We start from the raw sequence: 21,539 nt of genomic DNA on the forward strand, positions 1-21,539 counted from the left end.
CCCGCGTCAGACCTGGGTGCGGTGGAAGTTCTTGAACGAGCGGCTGGCCGTCGGGCCACGCTGCCCCTGGTAGTGCGAGCCGTACTTCGCAGAGCCATACGGGTTCTCGACCGGGCTCGACAGGCGGAAGAAGCACAGCTGGCCGACCTTCATGCCCGGCCACAGCTTGATCGGCAGGGTTGCGACGTTGCTCAGCTCGAGGGTCACGTGGCCCGAGAAGCCCGGGTCGACGAAGCCAGCGGTCGCGTGGGTGAGCAGGCCGAGGCGCCCCAGGCTCGACTTGCCCTCCACGCGCGCAGCGATGTCATCCGGCAGCGTCACGGCCTCAAAGATCGACCCGAGGACGAACTCGCCCGGGTGCAGCACGAACGGCTCATCCGGCTCGACCTCGACGAGGCGGGTGAGGTCGGGCTGGTCCTCGCGCGGGTCGATGTAGGGGTACTTGTGGTTGTCGAACAACCGGAAGAAGCGATCGAGTCGCACGTCGATGCTGCTGGGCTGGATCATCTCCGGATCCCAAGGATCGAGGACGACCCTTTGGGAGTCGACCTCGGCCTTGATGTCTCTGTCGCTGAGCAGCACCCGCCAAATCTAGCCTTGATCGCCGAACTCGTGGGCGTCGGCCGGGATGAGTCGGGTCGCGAGGGCCACGAAGCCGAGGAGCACAGCCGCCACGACAAGGACGACGAGGTATGCCGGCCGGAACAGTTCCACGGGTACGCGCGACTCCTGCGCGCTGGCCACCTGGAAGAACAGCGTCCCGATTGCCGCGGCACCCACGGCGTTGGCGAGCTGGGTCGACGTGTTGAACAGCCCCGAGGCCGATCCGGCGTGACGCCCTTGGACCTTGCCGAGGGCGAGCGGCGCGATGGACGAGACCATGAACCCGAAGCCGAGACCGACGACCGCGAAGGCCCCGGCGAACACCCAGAAGCTGGTCGTGGTGGTCGCGTCGGCCACCACGATGCCGAGCAGCCCAAGTCCCGCAGCCATGATGACGGCGCCCATGAGGAGCACCTGCCGACCCATCTTGGCCAGGAGTACGGCCGCACCAGTGCCGGCCCCGATCGTCGCGGTGATCGCGAACGGGACGTTGACGAGCCCCGCCTTGAGGACCGACCAGCCCAGACCCACCTGCAGATACAGGGTCGTCGAGAGGAAGTAGCCGGCGCAGACGATGAAGAGCAACGAGCCCACGAGAGTGGCACCGCGGAAGCCGCGACCGGCATACAGCGACGTCGTCACGAGCGGTTCGCCACCGCCCGACTCGACGCGACGCTGGGAGCGGAGGAAGACGGCGAGGACGGCGAGACCGCCGGCCATCACGGCAAAGGTCCAGGTCGGCCAGCCGAGCTCGTGACCCATGGTGAGCGGGTAGAGGACGCCGAGCAGGCCGACCGCGAGGATGAGGACGGAGCGGATGTTGATGGGCGCGGGGTGCTCGGAACGCGACTCGGGGATGAAGCGCAGTGCCGCGGCGAGGGCGATGACGCCGACGGGGACGTTGACGAGGAAGACCGCGCGCCAGCCGCTGACGTCGGTGAGGACGGCGCCGAGGATCGGTCCGGCAACGCTCGCGAGACCGGCGAGACCCGAGAAGATGCCCATGGCCTTGCCGCGCTCGGCGGGTGCGTACATCACCTGGATGCTCGTGAGGACCTGCGGCACCATCGCGGCGGCGGCGATGCCCTGGATGGCGCGGAACGCAACGAGGAGCTCGATGTTGCCGGCGAATCCGCAGGCAGCCGACGCGACCGTGAAGCCGACGAGGCCGGCGATGAAGAGGCGCTTGCGACCGAAGCGGTCACCGAGACGGGCGCCGGCGATGAGGGCGATGCCGAACGCGAGCGGGTAGGCCGCGACGACCCACTGGAGCATTGACGCACTGGCGTTGAGCGAGCGCTCGATGGTCGGGAGGGCGACGTTGACGATGGTGACGTCGATGAGCTCCATCGTCGAGGCGAGGAGCAGGCTGACGAGCGCGAGCGTGCGCGCCCTTCCGGAGATCGGGGTATGCCGCCCACTAACCTCGGGCGCTTCGGTCATGTAGGTCGTGGGCTGGGCTTCTGCTGGCGTGGGTTCCGCTGTTGTCGTGTCCATGTCGACGACGCTAGAAGTCCTTCCGGTCACTTTCTGTCCGGTATTCCTGTCAGTCTTGATGCATGGCCAACACGAGCTCTCGCACCCTCCGGTTGCTCTCGCTGCTCCAGACCCACCGGTTCTGGCCCGGCGTGGAGCTGGCATCGCGACTCGACGTCTCGGACCGCACCCTGCGGCGCGACGTCGAGCGACTGCGCGAACTCGGCTATCCGGTGACGTCGTCACGCGGTGTCGAGGGCGGCTATCAGCTCGGGTCGGGCGGGTCGATGCCGCCGCTCGTCGTCGACGAGGACGAGGCGATCGCGATGGTCGTGGCATTGGGCCAGACGGCGTCGGCTCAGTCCGGGGCGTTGGCGGACTCGACGTTGTCGGCCCTGTCGAAGGTCGTGCAGGTGTTGCCGGCGCGGTTGCGGCGACGGGCAGAGGCGCTGCGCGCTGTCACGGTGGACTCGCCCTTTGCGGAGGCACCCGAGGTGGAGGCGTCAGTGCTCGGCGCCATTGCTCAGGCGATCCGTGACACGGAGCGAATTCGGTTCTCCTACACCGCTCGTGGCGGTGTCGCGGCGGGCGAGCTGGCCCGGCGGCATGTCGAGCCGCACCAGCTCGTGACCGTGGGGCGCCGCTGGTATCTCCTGGCTTTCGACCTCGAGCGTTCCGACTGGCGATCGTTCCGACTTGACCGACTCACCGAGCCACTGGGAACGAAGTCGATGTTCCGGAGGCGCGAGATCCCGGGGGGCGACGCGGCGGCCTACGTGCGAGCCGGCCTGTCCGGCCGCGTGCAGGGGCACCGGCTCGTCACGCTGGTCGAGGCTCCGGCGGCCGATGTCGAGAAGCGGATCGGTCGGTGGACGACGGTGGAAGCTGTCGGTGAGGGGCGGTGTCGGGTGACGGGCGAGGCGCCCGACGTCGGGTTCCTCCTGCTCGGGATGGGGCTCGTCGGAGCGCCGTTCACGATCGAGGAGGCGGGGCCGGAGGTGCGCGAGGCGATGGCGTCCTGGTCGGAGCGCTTCGGGCACGCGCTGGCCTGACAGCCTGACGGCCTGACGGCCAGGTGCGGTCAGGCCTCGGCACCTTCTGAGGCGGCCGCGCGACGCTCGCGCACCTTCCACACGATGAGGCCGATGACGACGATGGCCACGATCGCATATGCCATGTCCCGGCCCAGCACCTTCTCGACCTTCGCGTAGGACGCTCCGGCGAGATAGCCCACTGTCACGGCCAACGCACCCCAGCCCACCCCGCCAAGGGCGTTGTACGCGAGGAACTTGGGGTACGGCATACGCACCGTCCCGGCGAGAGCCGGCATGACCGCGCGAAAGAAGGCCGTGAAGCGACCGAGGACCACGGCGATGCCGCCACGCCGCGCGAGGAAGTCCTGGGCGCGGTCCAACTGCTTGCGTCGCTTGTCGAGGATGCGCCACGAGAGGATCCGCGGACCGAGCTTTCGGCCCACCTCATAACCCACTGAGTCGCCGACGACAGCGGCCACGATGACGGTGGCGAGCACTGCCGCAAACGAGACGTGGCCCAACTTGGCGGCGACGCCACCCAGGATCGCAGCGGTCTCACCCGGGATGACGAAGCCGACGAAGAGCGCGTCCTCCGCGAAGACCACGAGTCCGACGATGAGCAGGACCGACCACGCCGGAGCCCCGAGGACTTGGTCCAGGAACGATGTCACAGGGGGCCTTCCCGAGGCGGAGCAGTGATGTGAGCGTACCGAGACGGGTGTCGGCGACAGACCGTGACATCAACGCACAAACGGCACGGGGTATGCCGCGTGGTCCCGTGTGGTGCGATCGCGGCCTGGGGATGGCGTCGGGTTAGACTGCCTGCCGCGCTGTCATCCGGCCCAGAATTCGGGCTCCGGGCGGCTCGCGCCGGTGTAGCTCAATGGTAGAGCGCCAGCTTCCCAAGCTGGACACGCGGGTTCGATTCCCGTCACCGGCTCCACATTTCCGCAGGTCAGATGCCCAGAGCACTGATTCGCACGACTTCAGTTGGGCCCGCCACCGAACGGTTGGGACACAACTAGGGCACAAGCCACGCCGGATCGCGTCTCCGCCGCGTCACCTTCCCGCCGATGTGACGATTGCCCAATGGACCTTCGACTACTCACTCCCCTCGTCATGGCCGCCTTGTCCATCCTGGCCACGTCGGCGTGCAGCGGTCCGTCCGAGTTCGAGTACACGTGCTTCGAAAATGGTCGAACCACAACGGAGGGCCCCTTGCTTGATCGGGTCACAGCCTTGGAGTCCACAACCCGGACCCGCGTCGCCGACAGTTGCGACAGTGGCGATCCCTTGACTGTTGAGTTCGAAAGCACCGACCTCGAGAAGGCCATGGACGAGCTCCATGCAGCGGGCTGCCGTCAAAGGCCTCTCGATGGTGAGACGGAGGACTACGGAGACGTCGTTCGGTGCCCCTTCGACTTTGGCGAGACCGAGATCTGGGTCAGCGCCGACCCCACCGTCGGCAACTCGGCCCAACTCGTGGTCCCCGACTGAACCTGTTCACCTATGGCAGGAGGTCCAGGTACTTCTTGCGGGCCGGCATAGCGTGGATCAACATCTCGTCGCCGCTCTCGAAGACCAAAACCACCGTCTCCAACAGCCGTGCGCGAGTATCGAACCCCAGACGCAACTCCCGGTCAGGCGGCCACTCCCCCGTCAAAAGGTTCGATCCACAATGGCCACTCCGCCGCTTGGATCGCGTCCTCCGAAGCGACGCCGTGCTTGAGCGCGCTCGGGTGAACTTTCACGCAGCGAAGTGGGCCAGCGCGGCCCGAATGGCCTCGGACCTGCTCATGTGACCCTTGGCTGCCGCCACATCGAGAGCGTCCAACTCCTCCGCCGTCAGTCGAACCGCCACAACCTGCATCGGTTCTGCTCCGCGTCCAGGTCGCCCACGGCCCCGATGCTTCAACTCCTTGACGTCGTAGCCGGCTTCAGCCTCGTCGGCCCATTTCTGGATCTGCTCCTCGCTCACCATGAACATATCGTATGACGAAAATGGTTCGGGCGCCAGAGTCTGGCCACTGGTGGACCATAAGTGGCGGTACTTAGGGGTCGGCAAGGGGCAGTGGAGGGCAGCCGATTGAGCGTGCGCAGCGCGCTCGTGCGGGGCTCGTTAGATTCCCAAGCTGGACACACGGGTTCGATTCCCGTCACCGGCTTCAGGCGAACAAAGTCACGCACATTGCCGACCCGGGCGGCTCGCTCCCGGGGTCACGCCCGGCGGTTGGACACACTTTCCGCGACACCGATCAGCAGCACCGCGGCAACCACCGCTGCGATGAAGCCAATGACATTCAGCTCGAAGATGTCACCCGTGCCCAACAGGTTCGCGAGCAGGCCACCGATGACCGAACCCGCGAGGCCGAGCAAGAGCGTCATGATGAGGCTGAGGCGTTGCTTACCCGGCTTGATCAGCCGCGCCAGCACTCCGATGACCAAGCCAGCAACGATGAAACCGATCACGGTGTTCTCCTTCTCAGGGGCGACGTGAGTCCAGAACGCTCGTCAGATTACCGGTCTCCCTTCGTCAGGGGCTCCATCTGCCGCCGCCACGCCGGGCCGCGACGGCCTACTTCTTCGGCGGCAGGGCGCGCACGAACGCCACCCCGCGCTGAACCCATTCACCCAGCGACGCGTCGTCTGCCGTGGCGGTCGACTCGACCAAGAGCCACCCGCGCATGCTGCGCCCACCCATCTCCATGAGGTTGACCGCCACGCCGTCGACGAGCTCGTCAGAGTCCTCGGGATCCACTCGCACCATGAGCGATCCCCGGCTCCCTGCGGCCACAGCCATGTGCCCGTCGAGCATGAACCCCAGCCCACCGAACATCGCTCGCTCGGTGAGTCCGCTCTCGCCCGACAGGACGTCACGGATCCGGTGTGCGAGCTCCTCGTCGTAGGCCACGAGGACCAGCGTAGAGCTGGCACACAAGGGCTTTCATCGGCCACCTCTGGGAGGCAGGGCGAGCAGGTCGACGTGGTGCACCGTGACGGCGAGCCCGCGAGCGAGCTGCCTGCGACGCCGAGCAAGATACGCGGGGCCGATCTCGCCGAGCTCCGGCCGCTGCTCGCAGGCGGCATCGACCCAGCTCTCGAGCCACTCGCCGGCGAGTTCGGCCGACTCCGTGCCCAGGCGCCAGGGGCTCGCGGCCAGTTCCACGCTCCACCCGACGGCTCGGAAGCTGTCGGCCGCCACCCGTGCCGCGTCGGGTCCGAGGAGTTCTCGATCACCGAGGGTTCGCCGCTGGTGGTCGTTGAGAGCGGCTTCGAGGACGGCGTCCCACGGATCACTCGGCCTGAGGGTGATGTGCCCGGCAACCGTCAGGGTGAGGAGCGCCGGGCACGCGGCGGCCACCACCGAGCCCACGAGTCGCCCGATCTCCGCCGCGGTCAATCGGTCGAGCAACGCCGAACCGGTGACGAGCGATGCGCCGATGAGGTCCTGCGGGGCGAGCCGGGTGAGGTCCCCCGGCCGGGTCTCATCGGTCACCGCGCCACCGTTCGTCGTGGGACGCACCGGATCAGCAGCCGTGTCGTGCAGGAGCTCGGAGTCCCCGTCATGCCTGACCCAGTGCTGCGGACCGGGAAGCTGCGGCGCCAGCCACCGCCGCATGGTGCCACCGCCACCGCCGAGGTCGTGCACGACGATCCGACGATGCGACACGCTCTCGCCCCAGCGGTCACGGATGGTCAGCGCGGCGCCTTCGTGTGCCCGCCCCTCGAGTTCCGCGGCAAGGGTGGTCACCAACGACCTCGAGCGCGCGGCCGCGTCCGCGGGCTCCCGCAGCTCCAACCAGCGCGAGCCGACTCGTGTCTCGACCTCGGTCACGCCGCCACCTCCCGTTCTCGCACGTCTCCCACGCAAGAACTCACGGACCACAAGCCCCAGCGGTTCAACGGGTGAACCAACCCGTTGCCGAGACCGTGATTGTCGAAGGGGACGAGCATCGTCCCGGCATCGAAGGAGGCCACCATGTGGGTGCGGATCGTGACGGCTCTGGCCGCCCTGGTCTCGGCGGCGGTCCACCTCTACCTGTGGTTCGACGGCTTTCGCGACATCGACAAGATCGGCCCGGCCTTCATGGTCAACGCCATGGCCGGTGCCGTGATCACAGTGCTGCTCATGACGTGGCGCCACTGGATCCCGGCGTTCCTCGTGCTCGGCTTCGGCGCCAGCACCCTGGGGGCGTTCATCGTCTCCTCGACGGTCGGACTCTTCGGTGTCAACGAGCAGTGGACCGGCGGCTGGGTGCTCTCGGCGGCCGCGTCCGAGCTCGTGTGCATCCTCGGCGGCCTGGCCCTCCTGCGTCCCGTGCTGGCACGCCGACGGTCTGCAGCACTCACACGCTGAGCCGGAGAACCACGACCCCACCGGAGGTGCGGACCTCCACGCGCTGGATGTCCTCTCGCTGGGCGGCCGTCGCCGCCTGGAGGTTCATCGTGCGACCCGGCAGTCCCTTCCACGTGGCGACCTGCTCGAAGCGGCCGTCGCGGGTCTGGACGAAGAGGCCGTAGACCCAACCGTGGATGGCCTCGTAGTCGTCCTCACCCTCCCCGTACGAACAGGTCATCTCGAGCCGTGTCCCCCAGGCCACGCCCGCGAGCGCCACGTCGGCGCTGATCGGGCTGGAGCCGACCGACTCCATGTGCAGCTTCGACGCAGTGCTCGTCGCGCTCACCGTCGGTGTCGCCGCCGACGCCACGAGCGGCTGCTCGCCGCCGCCCAGGCCGGTCGCGACCGCGAGGGCTCCCCCAGCAACGGCCGCCACCGAGGCAGCGATCGCCCCGACCCACACCGAACGCCGGCGCTCCGCCGAGCGGACCTCGCTCACGAGCGATGGCAGCAGCGTGGCCGGGACGGGTGGCACGGAGCCGTCCTCGATGTCGGACAGGTCGACCTGCGCAAGAAGACCGGGTATGCCGGCCAGTTCCCTCACGCTCTGGCTGCACTCCGCGCAGCTCGCCAGGTGGCGCTCGAACTCGAGGCGCTCGGTCGGCGACAGGGCGCCGAGCACGTAGGACCCGTCGAGGTGTGCGAAGTCGCAGCTCATGCTCCGACCCCCATCTCCTGCAGTCTCAACCGCAACGCCTGCAAGGCGTAGTGGGTTCGCGACTTGACCGTACCGTCGGGGATCCCCAGACGGTGTGCAGCCTGAGCCACCGACGCCCCCTTGAAGTAGCACTCGACCAGGACCGCCCGGTGGTCCGGCGACAGGCCGAGCAGGGCGTCGGCCACGACCCAGGACAGGAGCATCTGGTCGGTCTGGTCGCCCGGCTCGCGCACCTCGGGCACCTCGGCGACGGACAGCTCGCTCTGGGTGCGCTTGGTGCGCCACTCGTCGATGACGATGTTGCGCGCCACGGTGAACAGCCACGCCCGCACCGACCCGCGGCTCTCCTCGAGCCGGTCGTGGTTGCGCCAGGCGCGCAGCAGCGTCTCCTGCACGACATCCTCGGCCCGGGCATGGTCGCGCCCCGTCAGGCTGAGGCAATAGCCCCACAGGGCAGCCGCATGTTCGTCATGAAGCTGCGTCATCAACACTGCGCCACTGTCCGGCATACGACCTCCCAACGATTCATACGCACGTCAGGCCCTCACGGTTCAGCCCACCGACCGCTGGGTTCCATGTCCGTGGACGTCAGGCCCCTCGGCTCCTTGGCCATGGAGGCAGTGTGGCTGACTGCTGCACGAGTCGGCGAGCACCGTGCGCAGCAAAGGGTCGAGCCCCAGGTGCCACCCGTGCTCAGCCGGCCGTCAGGCGGGTCGAGTCAGAGCGTTTGCCGCTCGCAGTGCCTGCTGCTCAGGCGCCGCGAGCGAACCGGCTGGCAGCGAAGGGCTCGAGGACCGGCGAACAGTGGCCGCGCACGATCAGGTCGGTGAGGGCGGCCGCCGTGCCGGGCGCCAAGGTCACGCCGAGCATCCCGTGCCCCGTGGCGACGTAGGTGTTCACGAGCCGACCGAGTCGTCCGATGATCGGCAGCCCGTCCGGCGTCATGGGTCGCATGCCGGCCTGCGGAGCAGCCGAGCCGCAGTCCGTCGACCAGTCACGGAAGTATGCCGCCGGACCCTTGCGAATCGCGTCGACCCGCACCTCGTCCACGGTCTCGTCCAGCTCCCCGAACTCCATCGTGCCCGCCAGGCGTAGTCGCCCGTCGAGGGGCGTGACGGCCACCTTGGCCTCGGACAGACTGACGGCGCTGCGCAGCGGCATGGGCGCCACGTCGAGCGAGTAGCCCTTGCCGGACCGCACCGGCAGGGGCTCACGGAACAGCCGCGAGAGCACTCCGGTCCAGGCCCCCGCGGCCAGGACGACGTTGTCGGCGCCGAACCGTCGCCCCCGCGAGACAACCTCCGTCACCCGGTCACCACGCACCGCCACGTCGTCGATGGGCGCGCCCTCGACGATCTCGACACCCAGCGAGTCGAGTCGCAGCCGGAGCGCCGCGACCAGGGCACCCGGGTCGAGAAACCGCTCGCCGGGGAAGTGGATGCCACCTCGCACCCGGTCGGACAGCAGTGGCTCCTGCTCGCGCACCGCGTCGCCGAGGAGCACCCGCGACTCGATGCCATGCCCACCCACGAGTTCGAGATCGTCGGCGTAGTGCTCAAGGTGCGCCTCGTCGAGGAAGGCCAGCAGAAGACCGCCATCGTGCATCTCGAAGTCGAGCCCGTCGGCGAGGTACTCGTCGAGCATCTCCATGCTTCCCGCCGCCAACCGGAGGTGCGCCTCGAACCCGCGCCGGTAGTCCCGCGCGTTCGAGTGCCGCCACATGCCGAGCATGAAGCGCACGAAGTCGGGATGCACGGACGGCCGGATCGACAGCGGGCTGTCCCGTCGGAGCATCCATTTCATCGACGCGAGCACCATGCCCGGCGCGGGCACGGGTCCGCTGACTGCAGGGACCACCCACCCGGCGTTGACGTCCGACGCACCCAGGCCCGACTTCCGGGCATCGACGACCGACACCGGGTGCCCCTCGCGGGCGAGGTGGTAGGCGGTGGTCAGGCCGATGATCCCGCCACCGATCACGATCGTGCTCACGCCTCAACCTTTCGAGAACAGGGCGTATGCCGTGTCGCCAGGTCTCGCTGTCTCCCGACAGCGCGAGCCCGTGACGGCGTTCAGGCCTGCGAGTCGGTGTCGACGCGCGCCGGCGGGTAGGGCGTGAACATCCCGTCCGGGAGCCCGGCCACCACGGGGCTGACGGCGGACAGAGCCCCCTCGACCAGGTGAGGGGGTGCCGTGCCTGCCGGCAGACGCAGGGCCTCGGCGAAGGCCGCAGCATCGGCTGGGCGCCGCTCGGGCAGCTTGGCCAGACCCGCCAGCACGGTCGTGCGCAAGGGCTCGGGCACGGAGTCCGGCAGTTCCGGCACGGGCTGACCGACGTGCGCGAGCGCAGTCGTGACCATGGACTCGCCGGCGAACGGCCGGGTGCCGGTGATCATCTCGAACCCGACGACCGCGAGGGCGTAGATGTCGCTTGCGGGGGTGGCGGGGCGGCCCTGGACCTGCTCGGGGGCGAGGTAGTGCGCCGTGCCCAGCATCTCGCCGGTCTGGGTCAGGGCGGAGCCCGACATCGCCTTGGAGATGCCGAAGTCCGTCAGCCGCGCGTAACCGTCGGCATCGACCACGATGTTCGCCGGCTTGACGTCCCGGTGGACGACACCGGCCTCGTGAGCGGCCTGGAGCGCTGACGCGGTCTGGTGAAGGATCTCCGTGACCTCCTCGGCGGGGAGGGGACCCTGCTCGGCGATGACCGCGGACAGCGGCTTGCCCTCGATCAGCTCCATGACGAGGAAGGCCGAGTGCTCTCCCTCGCCGAAGTCGTGCACGGTGACGATGTTGGGGTGCTGGAGGCCAGCAGAGTTCACTGCTTCGACGCGGAACCGCTCGACGAAGGTGTCATCACTGCCGGTGCCGGGTCGCAGGACCTTGACCGCGACGGTCCGTTGCAACGTCTCGTCCAGGGCGCGCCAGATCTGGCCCATCCCACCCTCGGCGATGAGTTCCTCGAGGCGGTAGCGGTTGCTCAGGAGCAGTCCTGAGGTGTAGTTCACGGGCGGGGACCCGGGACGCCCGCGGCGGGAGATGCGCCGGGCGTCGGAAGGCAGGGGGAAACGGTGGGCACGAGAGTCCTGAGCGGGAGGGCTCCCTCCGGATCGGAGGGATGACTGGAGACCATTGTCGCAGGTCACGGGCCTGCAGCGGGCCACAGAGCGTGACCCATGCGCGGGTCACGCCCAGCGGTCCACTGCATCCAATCCTCTGGTAGAAAGGCCCGGTGACCAGCGCAGATGCCACAACGCGGGCCCGCAGCCGCCTGCGGCGCGTGGCTCGGGCCCTGGCCTATGGCCTCGTCGTCGCGCTCGTCGTCACGGCGCTCGCGTTTCTCGTGCGCACCCAGTTCGACCCGCTCATCAGTGCCGACAAGGCAGCGATCAGGTCGGCGACCGACATCACGAGGGGGCACCCGGACCTGCGGCGCCTCCTGCTCGTCTGGCAGCAGTTCAGCAGCCCCACCTACCTCTATGTCGTGGCCACCCTGGTCTGCCTGTGGGTGTGGCGCCGCCAGCACCTCACGACCCGCGCGCTCTGGGCGTTCGTGACGATGATGGTGGGCTGGAACCTCGCGCTCGACCTCAAGTACCTCGTCCAGCGCGCCCGGCCCATCGTGTCCGACCCCGTCTCGCACGCTCCGGGCTACTCGTTCCCGTCGGGGCACGCGGCCAACGCGACGATCGCCGCGACGACGGTGGTCCTGTTGCTCTGGCCGAGCCTGCACCGCGGTGCGGTCAGGGTCGCCGCGGTCGCCGTCGCCACCGTCGTGGTCCTCCTGACCTGCCTTGACCGCGTCTTCCTCGGCGTCCACTTTCCCTCCGACGTCACGGCCGGCGTGCTGCTCGGCGTGGGCCTCGTCGGCGCGTCCTACGTGGGCTACATCGACTGGAAGCCGCCGTCCCTCGACCCCGAACCCGCCCCCACCACCCCCAAGGAGCGCACCTGATGGCCTTCCTCACCCGCTACGAGGACGACACGAGTCGACCGTCGGTCGGCTCCGCCCTCAAGGACGCCGCTGTGCGTGCCGTCGCCCCCTCACTCCTGCTCTTCGCGGGAATCGTGGGCATCGGGCTGCTCCTCGCCGGCCCACTCAAGAGCGTGGGGTCGAGCGAGGAGTCCGTCAACAGGGACCTGGCCGCCGGTCGTACGCCCACCTGGGACTCGATCACGATGGTGTGGTCCCACATCGGCAACACCGAGTACGTCATCGGCGTCGCAGTGCTCGTGGCGCTGATCGTGTGGTGGCGCACGAAACAGTGGTGGTATGCCGTGGTCCCGGTTCTCGCGATCTCGCTCCAGGCGACGATCTTCGTCATTGCGACAGCCATCGTCGGGCGTCCCCGGCCGGAGGTCAGCCACCTCGACCCGGCACCGCCGACCTCCAGCTACCCCAGCGGTCACCAGGGAGCCTCCACGGCGCTGTATGTCTCGCTCGTCCTCATGGCCAGCCGCATCACCCACCCGGTCCTGCGCACGGTGGTCATCGTGCTGTGCGGGATCGCGCCGTTCCTCGTGGGGTATGCGCGGCTCTATCGCGGGATGCACCACCCGAGCGATGTCGCGATGGGAGCGGTCAACGGCATCCTGAGCGCTCTGCTCGCCTGGGGCTACCTGCGTCGCGAGCGCCCCAGCGGTCAGACCCGGGCGTAGCGCGCCCGCGCCCCGCAGTACACGCCGAAGGCTGCGAGGCCCACGGCGACGAGGGTGAGCAGGATCGTTCCCGCAGGCGCCTCGCGCAGGGTTCGCAGCCCGCCGTCGAGGCCGGTGGCCTCTGAGGGCGCCTTGCGCACGGCAGCGACGACGAACAGACCGCCGACGACGATGAGGGCCACGCCCTTGGCGACGTAGCCCGCACGCCCGGCCCGCACGGCCCATTGTCCGGGGTGCTCCGTGAGGTCCTCGAGGAACTTCGCCTTCCACCCCTTGTAGATGTGGTAGCCACCGACAGCGGCGACACCCACCCCGAGAGCACCGACGAGGAGCCGGCCTCCGGTGTGCCCCATCAGGCTGGTCGTGAAGTCCTTGGTCTGGTCACCGCTCGAGGTGGACGACCCGGTCGCGAACTTGAGGGCAGTCCACGTCAGCGCCGCGTACGCCACCAGCTTGCCCAACGCCTTGACCCTGTCCCCGAGCTCAGCACCGTGTGCTCCGGTGATGGCCTCGGTCAGCTGCCAGACCGCCAGGAGCGCGAACCCGACGACGGTCACCCAGAGGATGAAGGGCCCGCCGCTGCTGCTCGCCAACGTCGCGAGGGCGCCGGACTGGTCTGCGCTTCCTCCCCCGGAGGTCCAGGCGACCTTGAGCGCGATGTAGGCGATGAGCAGGTGGAGCAGCCCGCTCACGGCGTAGCCGAGCCTTGCCCCCCGCTCGACAATGGCGGAGTTGCCGGCCTCGTGTGCCGCAGTCTTGACGTTGGGGGTGTCCACTGCGCCAGCCTCCCACAACAGCGCAGGTCAGAAGGCCTTTGGTGGCGTACGGTCAACCCATGCCCAGAGCAGTGGTGATCGTCAACCCCACGAAATTCGAGGACCTCGAGGCGGTGCGGCGGACCGTCGAGTCCGCGGCGAGCGCCGCGGGGTTCAGCACGGCGACGTTGGTCGAGACCACCGAGGACGACCCGGGCTTCGGCCAGACGCGTGAGGCGCTGCTGGACCGGCCGGACATCATCTGTGCCCTCGGCGGCGACGGCACCGTGCGCGCGGTCGCTCAGGTCCTCACAGGCACAGGTGTGCCTCTGGGCCTGCTGCCCGGCGGCACCGGAAACCTGCTGGCCCGCAACGTCGGGGCACCGGTGGACGACCTGGCCGATGCCGTCACGAGCGCCCTCACCGGCGTCGACCGCACGATCGACGCCGGCTGGCTGCTGCTCGACCCCACTGAGGACCAGCTGGCCGACCCGACACCGGTCGTTCAGCGGCCCGCCAACGCCCACCTCTTCACGGTCATGGCCGGCCTGGGCTTCGACGCCGCGATCATGGACGACGCACCAGAGGGCCTCAAGGGCAGGGTGGGCTGGGCTGCCTACGTGCTGGCCGCGAGCAAGAACCTGCGTGGGGAGGGGTTCCAGCTGTCGGTCACGCTCGACGACGTGAAGGCCGAGCCGGTCACGGCGCGCACCTTGGTCGTGGGGAACTGCGGAACGCTCACCGGAGGCATCACGCTCCTGCCTGACGCCGTCCTCGACGACGGACTGCTGGACATCGCAACGCTCACCCCAGAGAGCCTGGCGCAGTGGGCCGGTGTGGCCTCCACGGTCCTGCGAGGACAGACCGACGACGGTCCCTCGATCGAACGCCGGCAGGGTCGCGACGTCGTGGTCACCGTGAGCCCGGGGCAGAAGGTGGAGGCCGACGGCGACGTCCTGGGGCTGGCCACTCGACTACGACTGGTCGTCGATCCCGGCAGCCTGGTGGTCCGCGTGCAGCAGCGCTGACCCGCCGGGCTGGCATGACGCGTCAGGCTGGCGCCTGCCAGGTCATGCCAGCACGCGCTACCGCAACGAGAGGCGAGCTGTGTCCATACCGTTCCTGGACGATTTCGTCATAGGAAGCCCCCGGCCACAAGTGCGTCAGGAGAACCTGGCGGGCGCCCGCAGCAGCTCCCTGTTCGACAGCGGTCGCGAGGTCGGTGAGCAAACCGGCGTCCTCGCCCGTGATCGGTTCGGCAAAGGTCGCCTCGGCGATGTGCAGGTCGGCATCCGCAGCCAGCTCGACCACCGCAGCGTCAGGGCCGCCGTCGCCGGTGTAGGAGACCGACGTTCCCTCGGCGCTGAGCCGCACGCCCAGGTTCGTCACGTGGTGCGGCAGCTCGGCGAACGCCGCATCGAACTCTCCCATCCGCACCTTCGACCCGTCAGAAACGACCCGGAGGTCCGCCGCTCGCTGGACCGCGCCCACCGCGTCGCTCGCCAGGAGGTGGTCGAGGGCGCCGGCGGGGGCATAGACCGGCAGCGGATCTGCGGCAGGTTCCGACAGGGCACGCGACCGGAGCAGGGGCAGCAGGTCGGCGCAGTGGTCCGGGTGGCTGTGCGAGACCAGAACCGCGTCAATCTCGAGCGGATCGGCGAGCCGGAGGAGTCCCTGAAAGGTTGCCCACCCCGGGTCCATGAGGATCCGCTGGCCGCTGGCCTCGACGAGATACCCGCTGCACCCCGCATCCGCCGTCGGCCACGCCCCCTGCCCTCCGATGACCGTGACCTTCATCTTCGCCATGCCGGCAGTGTTCCTGACCTCGGCCGCGATTGACACTGAATGCAGAGGTCACCAAGAGCAGAGCCGACGAGCACAGCGCGCGGCAAAGGGTTGCCGCCACCCCAACACTCGTGCTCAGCACGTGCAGAGATCGCGTGCGCGACAGCCGTTTGCCGCGCCCCGTGCTCGCGGGCTCGGGTCCTCAACGACCGTCAGGCGCCGGGGACCATCCAGCGCAGGATCTGCACGAGCCCCACGATCGCGCACACGACCACGAGGGCAGCGATGACCCACGCGATGATCTGGGCTGCGTCGATCCCGCCACCCGAGGACGAACCGGACGCCGACGAACCCACGCCAGAACCCGCCGGGTCAGTGGCCTCCCCCTCGGCCTCACGGGCCTCGAGGGCCTTGCCACGCAGTGCCTCGACCTTCTTGGAGCGCGGCTCCTGACGCACCGACCGCGGCAGCGAGCGCCACATCGCGCCGAAGTCATCGCCGTGGGCCGAGCGCCAGGCAGCCACGGCGGCCTGCACCTCGGGACCCTTCACCCCGGCCCCGAACCACGCCGCGCCCGCCGCCGGCAGGTCGCCCATGCCGTGGTGCACCTCGCCGAGCAGACGCAGTGCCTCGACGTCGCGCTCCTCGCGCACGTGTGCGGCCAGCAGGTCCCGGGCAACCCACAGCTGTTGGGCGTCGATCGCCCTGGTCGCCTCCGCGACGACGGAGTTCTCTTCGGCGGTGGGTTCGGGTGGTGCGACCTTGCGGTCCTGCTCAGGCATGAGATCCAGCGAACCACACCGCCGCACCGGTCTCCGTCACCGGCACACACGGCATACCCGGCCTTTTGTTCTTTGTATGCCGTCCGCCCACCAGCGTGACGCAGGCCACTAAGCGTGCGCTTAGTCACAAACCCCGGATCTGCCTTGCCCGGCATTACCGACCAGTAGCACCATGGGTGCATGGGCCACTACAAGAGCAACCTGCGCGACATCGAGTTCAACCTCTTCGAGGTGCTCGGTCGCCACGACGTTTTGGGCCACGGCCCCTACGCGGACCTCGACTCCGACACCGCACGCGAGATGTTGAAGGAGATGGCACGGCTCTCCGAGAACGAGATCGCCGAGTCGTTCCAGGACGCCGACCGCAACCCGCCCGTCTACGACCCCGAGACCCAGGTCGTGACGATGCCGGAGTCGTTCAAGAAGTCCTACAAGGCCTACCGCGACAGCGGCTTCTGGGGCATCGACCTGCCCGCCGAGCTCGACGGCACCGTTGCCCCGCCGAGCCTGCGCTGGGCCATGAACGAGCTGGTCCTCGGCGCCAACCCCGCGCTGCTGATGTTCAACGCGTCCTACGGCTTCGCCAAGCTGCTCCACATCCTGGGCAACGACGAGCAGAAGAAGCTCGCCCGCTGGATCGCCGAGAAGGACTGGCACTGCACGATGGTGCTCACCGAGCCCGATGCGGGTTCCGACGTCGGCGCGGGCCGCACCAAGGCCACGCAGAACGAGGACGGCACCTGGGACATCACCGGCGTGAAGCGCTTCATCACGAGCGCCGAGTCCGACATGGTCGACAACGTCGTCCACTTCGTCCTCGCCCGCCCCGAGGGCGCTGGCCCCGGCACCAAGGGCCTCTCGCTCTTCATCCTCACCAAGTACGCCGTGGACCTCGAGACCGGTGAGCTCGGCGAGCGCAACGGCGTCTACGTCACCAACGTCGAGAAGAAGATGGGCCTCAAGGTCTCCACGACCTGCGAGCTCACCTTCGGCGGCGAAAAGGCCGCCACCGGAACGCTTCTGGGCGATGTGCACGACGGCATCGCGCAGATGTTCCGCGTCATCGAGAACGCCCGCATGCTCGTCGGCACCAAGGCCATCGCGACCCTGTCGACCGGCTACCTCAACGCGCTCGAGTACGCCAAGGAGCGCGTCCAGGGCGCCGACCTCACGCAGCAGACCGACAAGGCCGCGCCGCGTGTGACGATCACGCACCACCCCGACGTGCGCCGCAGCCTCATGTTGCAGAAGGCCTACGCCGAGGGTCTGCGCGCCCTCGTCCTCTACACGGCGGCCCAGCAGGACATCGTCGACTCGGCCCAGCTCGAGAGCGGCGCCGAGACCCTCGAGCACGGCTCCCCCGCCGAGCAGGCCAACCGCGTCAACGACCTGCTCCTCCCGATCGTCAAGGGCCTCGGCTCCGAGCGCGCCTGGGTGCTGCTCGGCACCGAGTCGCTCCAGACGTTCGGTGGCTCCGGCTTCCTCCAGGACTACCCGGTCGAGCAGTACGTCCGCGACGCCAAGATCGACACCCTCTACGAGGGCACCACCGCCATCCAGGGCCTCGACTTCTTCTTCCGCAAGATCATCAAGGACAAGGCCCAGGCCCTGACGACGCTGGCCATGCAGATCCAGGAGTTCGCCAAGGACCTCGGCGGCCACGGCGGCAAGCTCGACCGCGAGCGCGAGCTCCTGGGCGAGGGCCTCGAGAACGTCCAGGGCATCCTCGGCTACATGGTCGGCGAGCTGATGAAGTCCGACCCGCGCCAGGGTGGTGACGCCGACATTCGCAATTTGTACAAGGTCGGCCAGAACACCACGCGCCTGCTCCTCGGTGCCGGTGACCTCGTCGTCGGCTGGCTGCTGCTGAACCAGGCCGACATCGCGCTCAAGGCTCTCGAGGGCGAGGTCAGCGACAAGGATCGCGACTTCTACACGGGCAAGGTTGCGGCCGCGCAGTTCTACAGCCGCCAGGTCCTCCCGCGCCTTGCCGCCGAGCGCGCCATGGCCGAGGCCACCGACAACGAGCTCATGGACGTCCCCGAGTCCGCCTTCTGATCCAAGACACCGAAAGGCCCCGGTGACCGTGTGGTCACCGGGGCCTTTCGCGTATGCCGTGTGCTCGCCTCAGAGACGCGAGTCCGGGTCGACGCGGGTCTCGTCGACGCGCGAGCCGGTGGTGGGGTCGACCTGCGTGGAGCGGGTCGCCGTGTAGCCCATGGGGCGGGTGCGGCCGCGCATCGCGAAGGACAGCAGGATCGCGATGACTCCAGCGCCGATGAGGATCCAACCGAGCATGTTGTCATCCATGCCGGGGATATCCACCTGCAGGACGAACGACAGGATCGCGCCGATCACGATGAGGACGATTCCGAGTCCGATGTACATGGGTCACTCCCAAGGGTCCGCGTCCGGGTTCAGGGTTCCCGGATCGGTAGATGACCCTACCCGTGCATGGCGCTGACCTGCGGATTTACTGCCAGGGGTGTTTGGTTCAGCGCGCGGCGAGCACAGAGCCGGGGTTGAGGAGGCCGTCGGGGTCGAGGGCGTCCTTGATGCGCTGGTTGAGTTCCATGACGTCGGGGCCGAGCATCGCGGGGAGGGCAGCGCGCTTGAGTCGCCCGACGCCGTGCTCACCGGTGATCGTCCCGCCGAGGGCGATGGCGGCCGTGAGGATGTCGTCGAAGGCGGCGTGGGCGCGGGCACTCGACTCCGCGTCGGCGGCGTCGTACATGACGATGGGGTGGGTGTTGCCGTCACCGGCGTGGGCGACGCAGACGATGTCGACACCGCGCTCGACGCCGATCTCCTCCACGCGCGCGACGAGGTCGGGGAGCAGCGGCACGGCGACCCCGACGTCCTCGAGGAGTAGTGAGCCGGCAGCCTCGGCGGCGGGGAAGGCCAGGCGCCGCGCGCGCACGAAGCTCTCGCCCTCGGCGGCATCGTGGGTCACGAAGACGTCGACGGCGCCGGAGTCGACGCACGCCTTCTCGATGACCGCCATCTCGCCGGCGCGGGCACCTTCGGGCGCATCGGACTGGACCAGGAGGAGCGCGCGCTCGCGGTCGAGGCCCATCGGCGCGAAGTCCTCGACCTGGTTGACCGTCGGTCGGTCCATGAGCTCGACCATGGACGCGCGCACCACCCGACCCATGGCCGCGACCGCCTCAGCCGCCGCGCGCACGGAGTCGAACGTGGCGACGAGTGTGGACGGCGCGAGCTGAGCAGGGATGAGCCGCAACGTTGCTCGCGTGACAATGCCCAGCGTGCCCTCGCTGCCGACGAAGAGCTTGAGCAACGAGAGACCGGCGACGTCCTTGATGCGCTTGCCCCCCAACGTGATCAGCCGCCCGTCCGCGAGGACGACATCGAGGCCGAGGACGTAGTCGGTCGTCACGCCGTACTTCACGCAGCACAGGCCGCCCGCGTTGGTCGCGACGTTGCCGCCGATGGAGCAGATCTCGAACGAGCTCGGGTCCGGCGGGTACCAGAGGCCGTGTTCGGCGGCGGCCTTCTTGACCGCCGCATTGAAGGCACCGGGCTCGACGACGGCGCAGCGCGCAGCCGGGTCGATCTCGATGGCGGTCATCCGTTCGAGGCTGACGACGAGTCCGCCCTCGATGGCCGAGGCGCCACCGCTCAGGCCACTGCCCGCCCCACGCGGAACGACGGGTATGCCGTGACCCGCCGCCCAGCGGACGGCGACCTGGACGTGTTCGGCAGATTCAGCGCGAACGGTGGCACACGGCATACCGGCGTCCGGGTCCTTGGCCCAGTCCCGGCGGTACTTCTCGAGCGACTCGGGCGACGTCGCCACCACCCCCTCCGGCAGGGAGGCGACGAGTTCGGCGACGGCAGCGCTGCGATCGGTCACCCGTTCATCCTAGGAACGGCGTCCACCCGGGGCACGATGGGCGCATGACGACCCCTGCGCCCACGAGTTCGTTGCCGGGAGCCGCGCGCCTTCTGCGCGCTGCAGCCGAAGGAGACGTTGCGGCGGTCACGGCCGCTCTCGACGAGGGGGCGGGCATCGAGTCGCGGGACGAACACGGCCGCAACGCACTGCTGCTCGCCGCGACCGGGGACCACGTGGAGGTGGCGCAGCTCCTCGTGACACGCGGGGCCTCTCCCGACGCCCTCGATGACCGCCATGACACACCGTGGCTCGTCACCGGCGTGACAGGGAGCGTGGCGATGCTCGAGGCACTGCTGCCGGCGGATCCGGACCTCACGATCCGCAACCGGTTCGGCGGGGTGTCCGTCATTCCCGCGAGCGAGCGAGGGCATGTCGACTACGTGCGCCGCGTGGTGCGGACGGGCATCGACGTCAACCACGTCAACGACCTGGGCTGGACCGCGCTGCTCGAGGCCGTGATCCTTGGTGACGGCGGGCAACGTCACCAGGAGATCGTGCAGATCCTGCTCGATGCAGGCGCGGACACGTCACTCGCTGACAGGGACGGCGTCACGGCGCTCGAGCACGCGCAGCGCATGGGCCAGTCCGCGATCGCCGGGATCCTGAGCACCGATTGAGTCGATGTCGGTGGGCCGGGGGAGGATTGGGTCATGGCCACGATCGTTTTTCTCCATGCCCACCCCGACGATGAGGCCTCCGGGACCTCCGGCACGATGACCCGACTTTCGCGCGAGGGCCACCGTGTCGTCGTGGCCTATGGCACCGGCGGCGAGCACGGCAGCGCCCCGGAGGAGCTCCCCGAGGGCATGACCCTGGCCGACTACCGCCGCGGCGAGGCCGAGGCGTCCGCCAAGGTCACCGGGGCCGAGCGCATCGTGTGGCTGGGCTATCAGGACTCGGGCATGCACGGCTGGGAGCAGAACTCGCACGACGAGTCCTTCCACAGCGCGGACCTCGACGAGGCCGCCGGGCGACTCGTCGACGTGCTCGACGAGGAGGATGCCGATGTCCTCGTGACCTATGACTGGCACGGCGGCTACGGCCACCCCGACCACATCAAGGTGCACAAGGTCGCCCATCGCGCCGCCGACCTCGCCGCCCAGCGTCCCCGGCTGCTCGAGACGACGATGAACCGCGACGCCATGCGCGCCGGCTGGGAAGCGGCGAAGGAGGCTGGCCAGGAGGCCGGCTTCGACCCCGACCAGCCCATGGAGGACGGCGAGCCCATCGGCACCCCCGAGACGCAGATCCACTGGCGGGTCGACGTGTCCGGCGACATCGAGTCGAAGCGGGCCGCGCTCGCCTCCCACGCGAGTCAGGTGAGCGACGTCGGCATGATGCTGCAGCTGCCGCCCGAGATCTTCCTCGCATGGTTCGGCACCGAGTTCTACATCGAGCCGGGGCGTCCTGCGGGCATCGTCGACGACTGGCCGTTCGCCGACCTCGAGGCCTGACGCCTCAGGCCGCCGAGC

General features: G+C 69.0%; 25 protein-coding genes, 1 tRNA gene and 1 pseudogene. 10 read left to right on the forward strand and 17 right to left on the reverse strand.

Going from position 1 to position 21,539, the window contains the following annotated elements:
* Nucleotides 1–6: 6 nt before the first annotated feature.
* Nucleotides 7–582 (reverse strand): dCTP deaminase, encoded by a 576-nt coding sequence (gene dcd / locus JNB_RS11235; protein ID WP_009776587.1) that lies wholly within the window; start codon nucleotides 580–582, stop codon nucleotides 7–9.
* Nucleotides 583–591: 9 nt separating this feature from the next.
* Nucleotides 592–2,100, reverse strand: a complete 1,509-nt coding sequence (locus JNB_RS11240) for an MFS transporter (RefSeq protein ID WP_158306139.1) — start codon at nucleotides 2,098–2,100, stop codon at nucleotides 592–594.
* Between the two features lie 62 nt (nucleotides 2,101–2,162).
* Between JNB_RS11240 and JNB_RS11245 the strand changes: the two genes are divergently transcribed.
* Complete coding sequence (locus JNB_RS11245; RefSeq protein ID WP_009776589.1) at nucleotides 2,163–3,131, forward strand: YafY family protein; 969 nt, start codon at nucleotides 2,163–2,165, stop codon at nucleotides 3,129–3,131.
* 29 nt (nucleotides 3,132–3,160) lie between these two features.
* Here the strand turns inward: JNB_RS11245 and JNB_RS11250 are convergent, their stop codons facing one another.
* A complete protein-coding gene (locus tag JNB_RS11250; protein ID WP_009776590.1) occupies nucleotides 3,161–3,784 on the reverse strand; it encodes a DedA family protein in 624 nt (207 codons plus the stop codon).
* A gap of 198 nt (nucleotides 3,785–3,982) precedes the next feature.
* Here JNB_RS11250 and JNB_RS11255 point away from each other — a divergent pair.
* Nucleotides 3,983–4,056, forward strand: a tRNA-Gly gene (locus JNB_RS11255).
* A 350-nt stretch (nucleotides 4,057–4,406) separates the two neighbouring features.
* The gene (locus JNB_RS21315; RefSeq protein WP_148232387.1) at nucleotides 4,407–4,610 is read left to right on the forward strand and encodes a hypothetical protein; all 204 of its coding nucleotides are present in this window, start codon (nucleotides 4,407–4,409) and stop codon (nucleotides 4,608–4,610) included.
* Between the two features lie 10 nt (nucleotides 4,611–4,620).
* On the opposite strand, the pseudogene JNB_RS21930 reads toward JNB_RS21315, so the two are convergent.
* The 5 genes and pseudogenes from JNB_RS21930 to JNB_RS11285 all read right to left on the reverse strand — a co-directional run bounded on the left by JNB_RS21930 (nucleotide 4,621) and on the right by JNB_RS11285 (nucleotide 6,948).
* Nucleotides 4,621–4,864 (reverse strand): annotated as a pseudogene (locus tag JNB_RS21930) (toxin).
* A complete protein-coding gene (locus tag JNB_RS11270; protein ID WP_009776593.1) occupies nucleotides 4,861–5,100 on the reverse strand; it encodes a ribbon-helix-helix domain-containing protein in 240 nt (79 codons plus the stop codon). The pseudogene JNB_RS21930 and the gene JNB_RS11270 overlap by 4 nt, the downstream one beginning before the upstream one ends.
* 230 nt (nucleotides 5,101–5,330) lie before the next feature.
* The gene (locus tag JNB_RS11275; protein ID WP_009776594.1) at nucleotides 5,331–5,582 is read right to left on the reverse strand and encodes a GlsB/YeaQ/YmgE family stress response membrane protein; all 252 of its coding nucleotides are present in this window, start codon (nucleotides 5,580–5,582) and stop codon (nucleotides 5,331–5,333) included.
* 106 nt (nucleotides 5,583–5,688) lie between these two features.
* A complete protein-coding gene (locus JNB_RS11280; protein ID WP_009776595.1) occupies nucleotides 5,689–6,024 on the reverse strand; it encodes a TfoX/Sxy family protein in 336 nt (111 codons plus the stop codon).
* 33 nt (nucleotides 6,025–6,057) lie between these two features.
* Entirely contained in the window at nucleotides 6,058–6,948 is an 891-nt protein-coding gene (locus JNB_RS11285) for a hypothetical protein (protein WP_009776596.1), read from the reverse strand.
* A gap of 144 nt (nucleotides 6,949–7,092) precedes the next feature.
* Here JNB_RS11285 and JNB_RS11290 point away from each other — a divergent pair, with 144 nt between their 5' ends.
* Nucleotides 7,093–7,470 (forward strand): hypothetical protein, encoded by a 378-nt coding sequence (locus JNB_RS11290; protein ID WP_040883730.1) that lies wholly within the window; start codon nucleotides 7,093–7,095, stop codon nucleotides 7,468–7,470.
* On the opposite strand, the gene JNB_RS11295 is transcribed toward JNB_RS11290, so the two are convergent.
* The 4 genes from JNB_RS11295 to JNB_RS11310 all read right to left on the reverse strand — a co-directional run bounded on the left by JNB_RS11295 (nucleotide 7,460) and on the right by JNB_RS11310 (nucleotide 11,178).
* The gene (locus JNB_RS11295; protein ID WP_009776598.1) at nucleotides 7,460–8,170 is read right to left on the reverse strand and encodes an anti-sigma factor; all 711 of its coding nucleotides are present in this window, start codon (nucleotides 8,168–8,170) and stop codon (nucleotides 7,460–7,462) included. The genes JNB_RS11290 and JNB_RS11295 overlap by 11 nt on opposite strands.
* A complete protein-coding gene (locus JNB_RS11300) occupies nucleotides 8,167–8,679 on the reverse strand; it encodes a sigma-70 family RNA polymerase sigma factor (protein ID WP_040883732.1) in 513 nt (170 codons plus the stop codon). Before JNB_RS11300 ends, JNB_RS11295 begins: the two co-directional genes overlap by 4 nt.
* A 241-nt stretch (nucleotides 8,680–8,920) precedes the next feature.
* A complete protein-coding gene (locus JNB_RS11305) occupies nucleotides 8,921–10,162 on the reverse strand; it encodes an FAD-binding oxidoreductase (RefSeq protein WP_009776600.1) in 1,242 nt (413 codons plus the stop codon).
* A gap of 80 nt (nucleotides 10,163–10,242) precedes the next feature.
* On the reverse strand, nucleotides 10,243–11,178 hold the full coding sequence (locus JNB_RS11310; protein ID WP_009776601.1) for a serine/threonine-protein kinase: 936 nt from the start codon (nucleotides 11,176–11,178) through the stop codon (nucleotides 10,243–10,245).
* A 224-nt stretch (nucleotides 11,179–11,402) separates the two neighbouring features.
* Here JNB_RS11310 and JNB_RS11315 point away from each other — a divergent pair, with 224 nt between their 5' ends.
* Both JNB_RS11315 and JNB_RS11320 read left to right on the forward strand, forming a co-directional pair.
* Nucleotides 11,403–12,125: a phosphatase PAP2 family protein gene (locus tag JNB_RS11315; RefSeq protein ID WP_148232388.1), complete on the forward strand. Its 723-nt coding sequence runs from the start codon at nucleotides 11,403–11,405 to the stop codon at nucleotides 12,123–12,125.
* Nucleotides 12,125–12,829, forward strand: coding sequence for a phosphatase PAP2 family protein (locus JNB_RS11320; protein WP_009776603.1), 705 nt, complete (start codon nucleotides 12,125–12,127; stop codon nucleotides 12,827–12,829). Before JNB_RS11315 ends, JNB_RS11320 begins: the two co-directional genes overlap by 1 nt.
* Here JNB_RS11320 and JNB_RS11325 read toward each other — a convergent pair.
* Nucleotides 12,814–13,605, reverse strand: a complete 792-nt coding sequence (locus tag JNB_RS11325) for a DUF1206 domain-containing protein (protein ID WP_009776604.1) — start codon at nucleotides 13,603–13,605, stop codon at nucleotides 12,814–12,816. The two genes, JNB_RS11320 and JNB_RS11325, sit on opposite strands and share 16 nt — an antisense overlap.
* A 59-nt stretch (nucleotides 13,606–13,664) precedes the next feature.
* Here JNB_RS11325 and JNB_RS11330 point away from each other — a divergent pair, with 59 nt between their 5' ends.
* The gene (locus JNB_RS11330; protein ID WP_040883734.1) at nucleotides 13,665–14,612 is read left to right on the forward strand and encodes a diacylglycerol kinase family protein; all 948 of its coding nucleotides are present in this window, start codon (nucleotides 13,665–13,667) and stop codon (nucleotides 14,610–14,612) included.
* Between the two features lie 22 nt (nucleotides 14,613–14,634).
* On the opposite strand, the gene JNB_RS11335 is transcribed toward JNB_RS11330, so the two are convergent.
* Both JNB_RS11335 and JNB_RS11340 read right to left on the reverse strand, forming a co-directional pair.
* Nucleotides 14,635–15,390 (reverse strand): MBL fold metallo-hydrolase, encoded by a 756-nt coding sequence (locus tag JNB_RS11335; RefSeq protein WP_050766610.1) that lies wholly within the window; start codon nucleotides 15,388–15,390, stop codon nucleotides 14,635–14,637.
* A gap of 191 nt (nucleotides 15,391–15,581) precedes the next feature.
* Nucleotides 15,582–16,151 (reverse strand): hypothetical protein, encoded by a 570-nt coding sequence (locus JNB_RS11340; RefSeq protein WP_009776607.1) that lies wholly within the window; start codon nucleotides 16,149–16,151, stop codon nucleotides 15,582–15,584.
* A 180-nt stretch (nucleotides 16,152–16,331) separates the two neighbouring features.
* Between JNB_RS11340 and JNB_RS11345 the strand changes: the two genes are divergently transcribed.
* Nucleotides 16,332–18,209 carry an acyl-CoA dehydrogenase gene (locus JNB_RS11345; protein ID WP_009776608.1) on the forward strand — a complete coding sequence of 626 codons (1,878 nt, stop codon included), beginning with the start codon at nucleotides 16,332–16,334 and terminating at the stop codon, nucleotides 18,207–18,209.
* Between the two features lie 69 nt (nucleotides 18,210–18,278).
* Here JNB_RS11345 and JNB_RS11350 read toward each other — a convergent pair whose 3' ends face one another.
* On the reverse strand, nucleotides 18,279–18,539 hold the full coding sequence (locus JNB_RS11350) for a DUF6458 family protein (RefSeq protein ID WP_009776609.1): 261 nt from the start codon (nucleotides 18,537–18,539) through the stop codon (nucleotides 18,279–18,281).
* Nucleotides 18,540–18,645: 106 nt separating this feature from the next.
* Nucleotides 18,646–20,025, reverse strand: coding sequence for an FAD-binding oxidoreductase (locus tag JNB_RS11355; protein ID WP_009776610.1), 1,380 nt, complete (start codon nucleotides 20,023–20,025; stop codon nucleotides 18,646–18,648).
* A gap of 44 nt (nucleotides 20,026–20,069) precedes the next feature.
* Here JNB_RS11355 and JNB_RS11360 point away from each other — a divergent pair, with 44 nt between their 5' ends.
* Together JNB_RS11360 and JNB_RS11365 are read left to right on the forward strand one after the other, a co-directional pair.
* Nucleotides 20,070–20,684: an ankyrin repeat domain-containing protein gene (locus JNB_RS11360; protein WP_009776611.1), complete on the forward strand. Its 615-nt coding sequence runs from the start codon at nucleotides 20,070–20,072 to the stop codon at nucleotides 20,682–20,684.
* A gap of 33 nt (nucleotides 20,685–20,717) precedes the next feature.
* Nucleotides 20,718–21,521 (forward strand): PIG-L family deacetylase, encoded by an 804-nt coding sequence (locus JNB_RS11365; RefSeq protein ID WP_009776612.1) that lies wholly within the window; start codon nucleotides 20,718–20,720, stop codon nucleotides 21,519–21,521.
* The last annotated feature ends 18 nt before the right edge of the window (nucleotides 21,522–21,539 follow it).

The sequence above is a fragment of the Janibacter sp. HTCC2649 genome (assembly GCF_000152705.1).
GTDB lineage: Bacteria > Actinomycetota > Actinomycetes > Actinomycetales > Dermatophilaceae > Knoellia.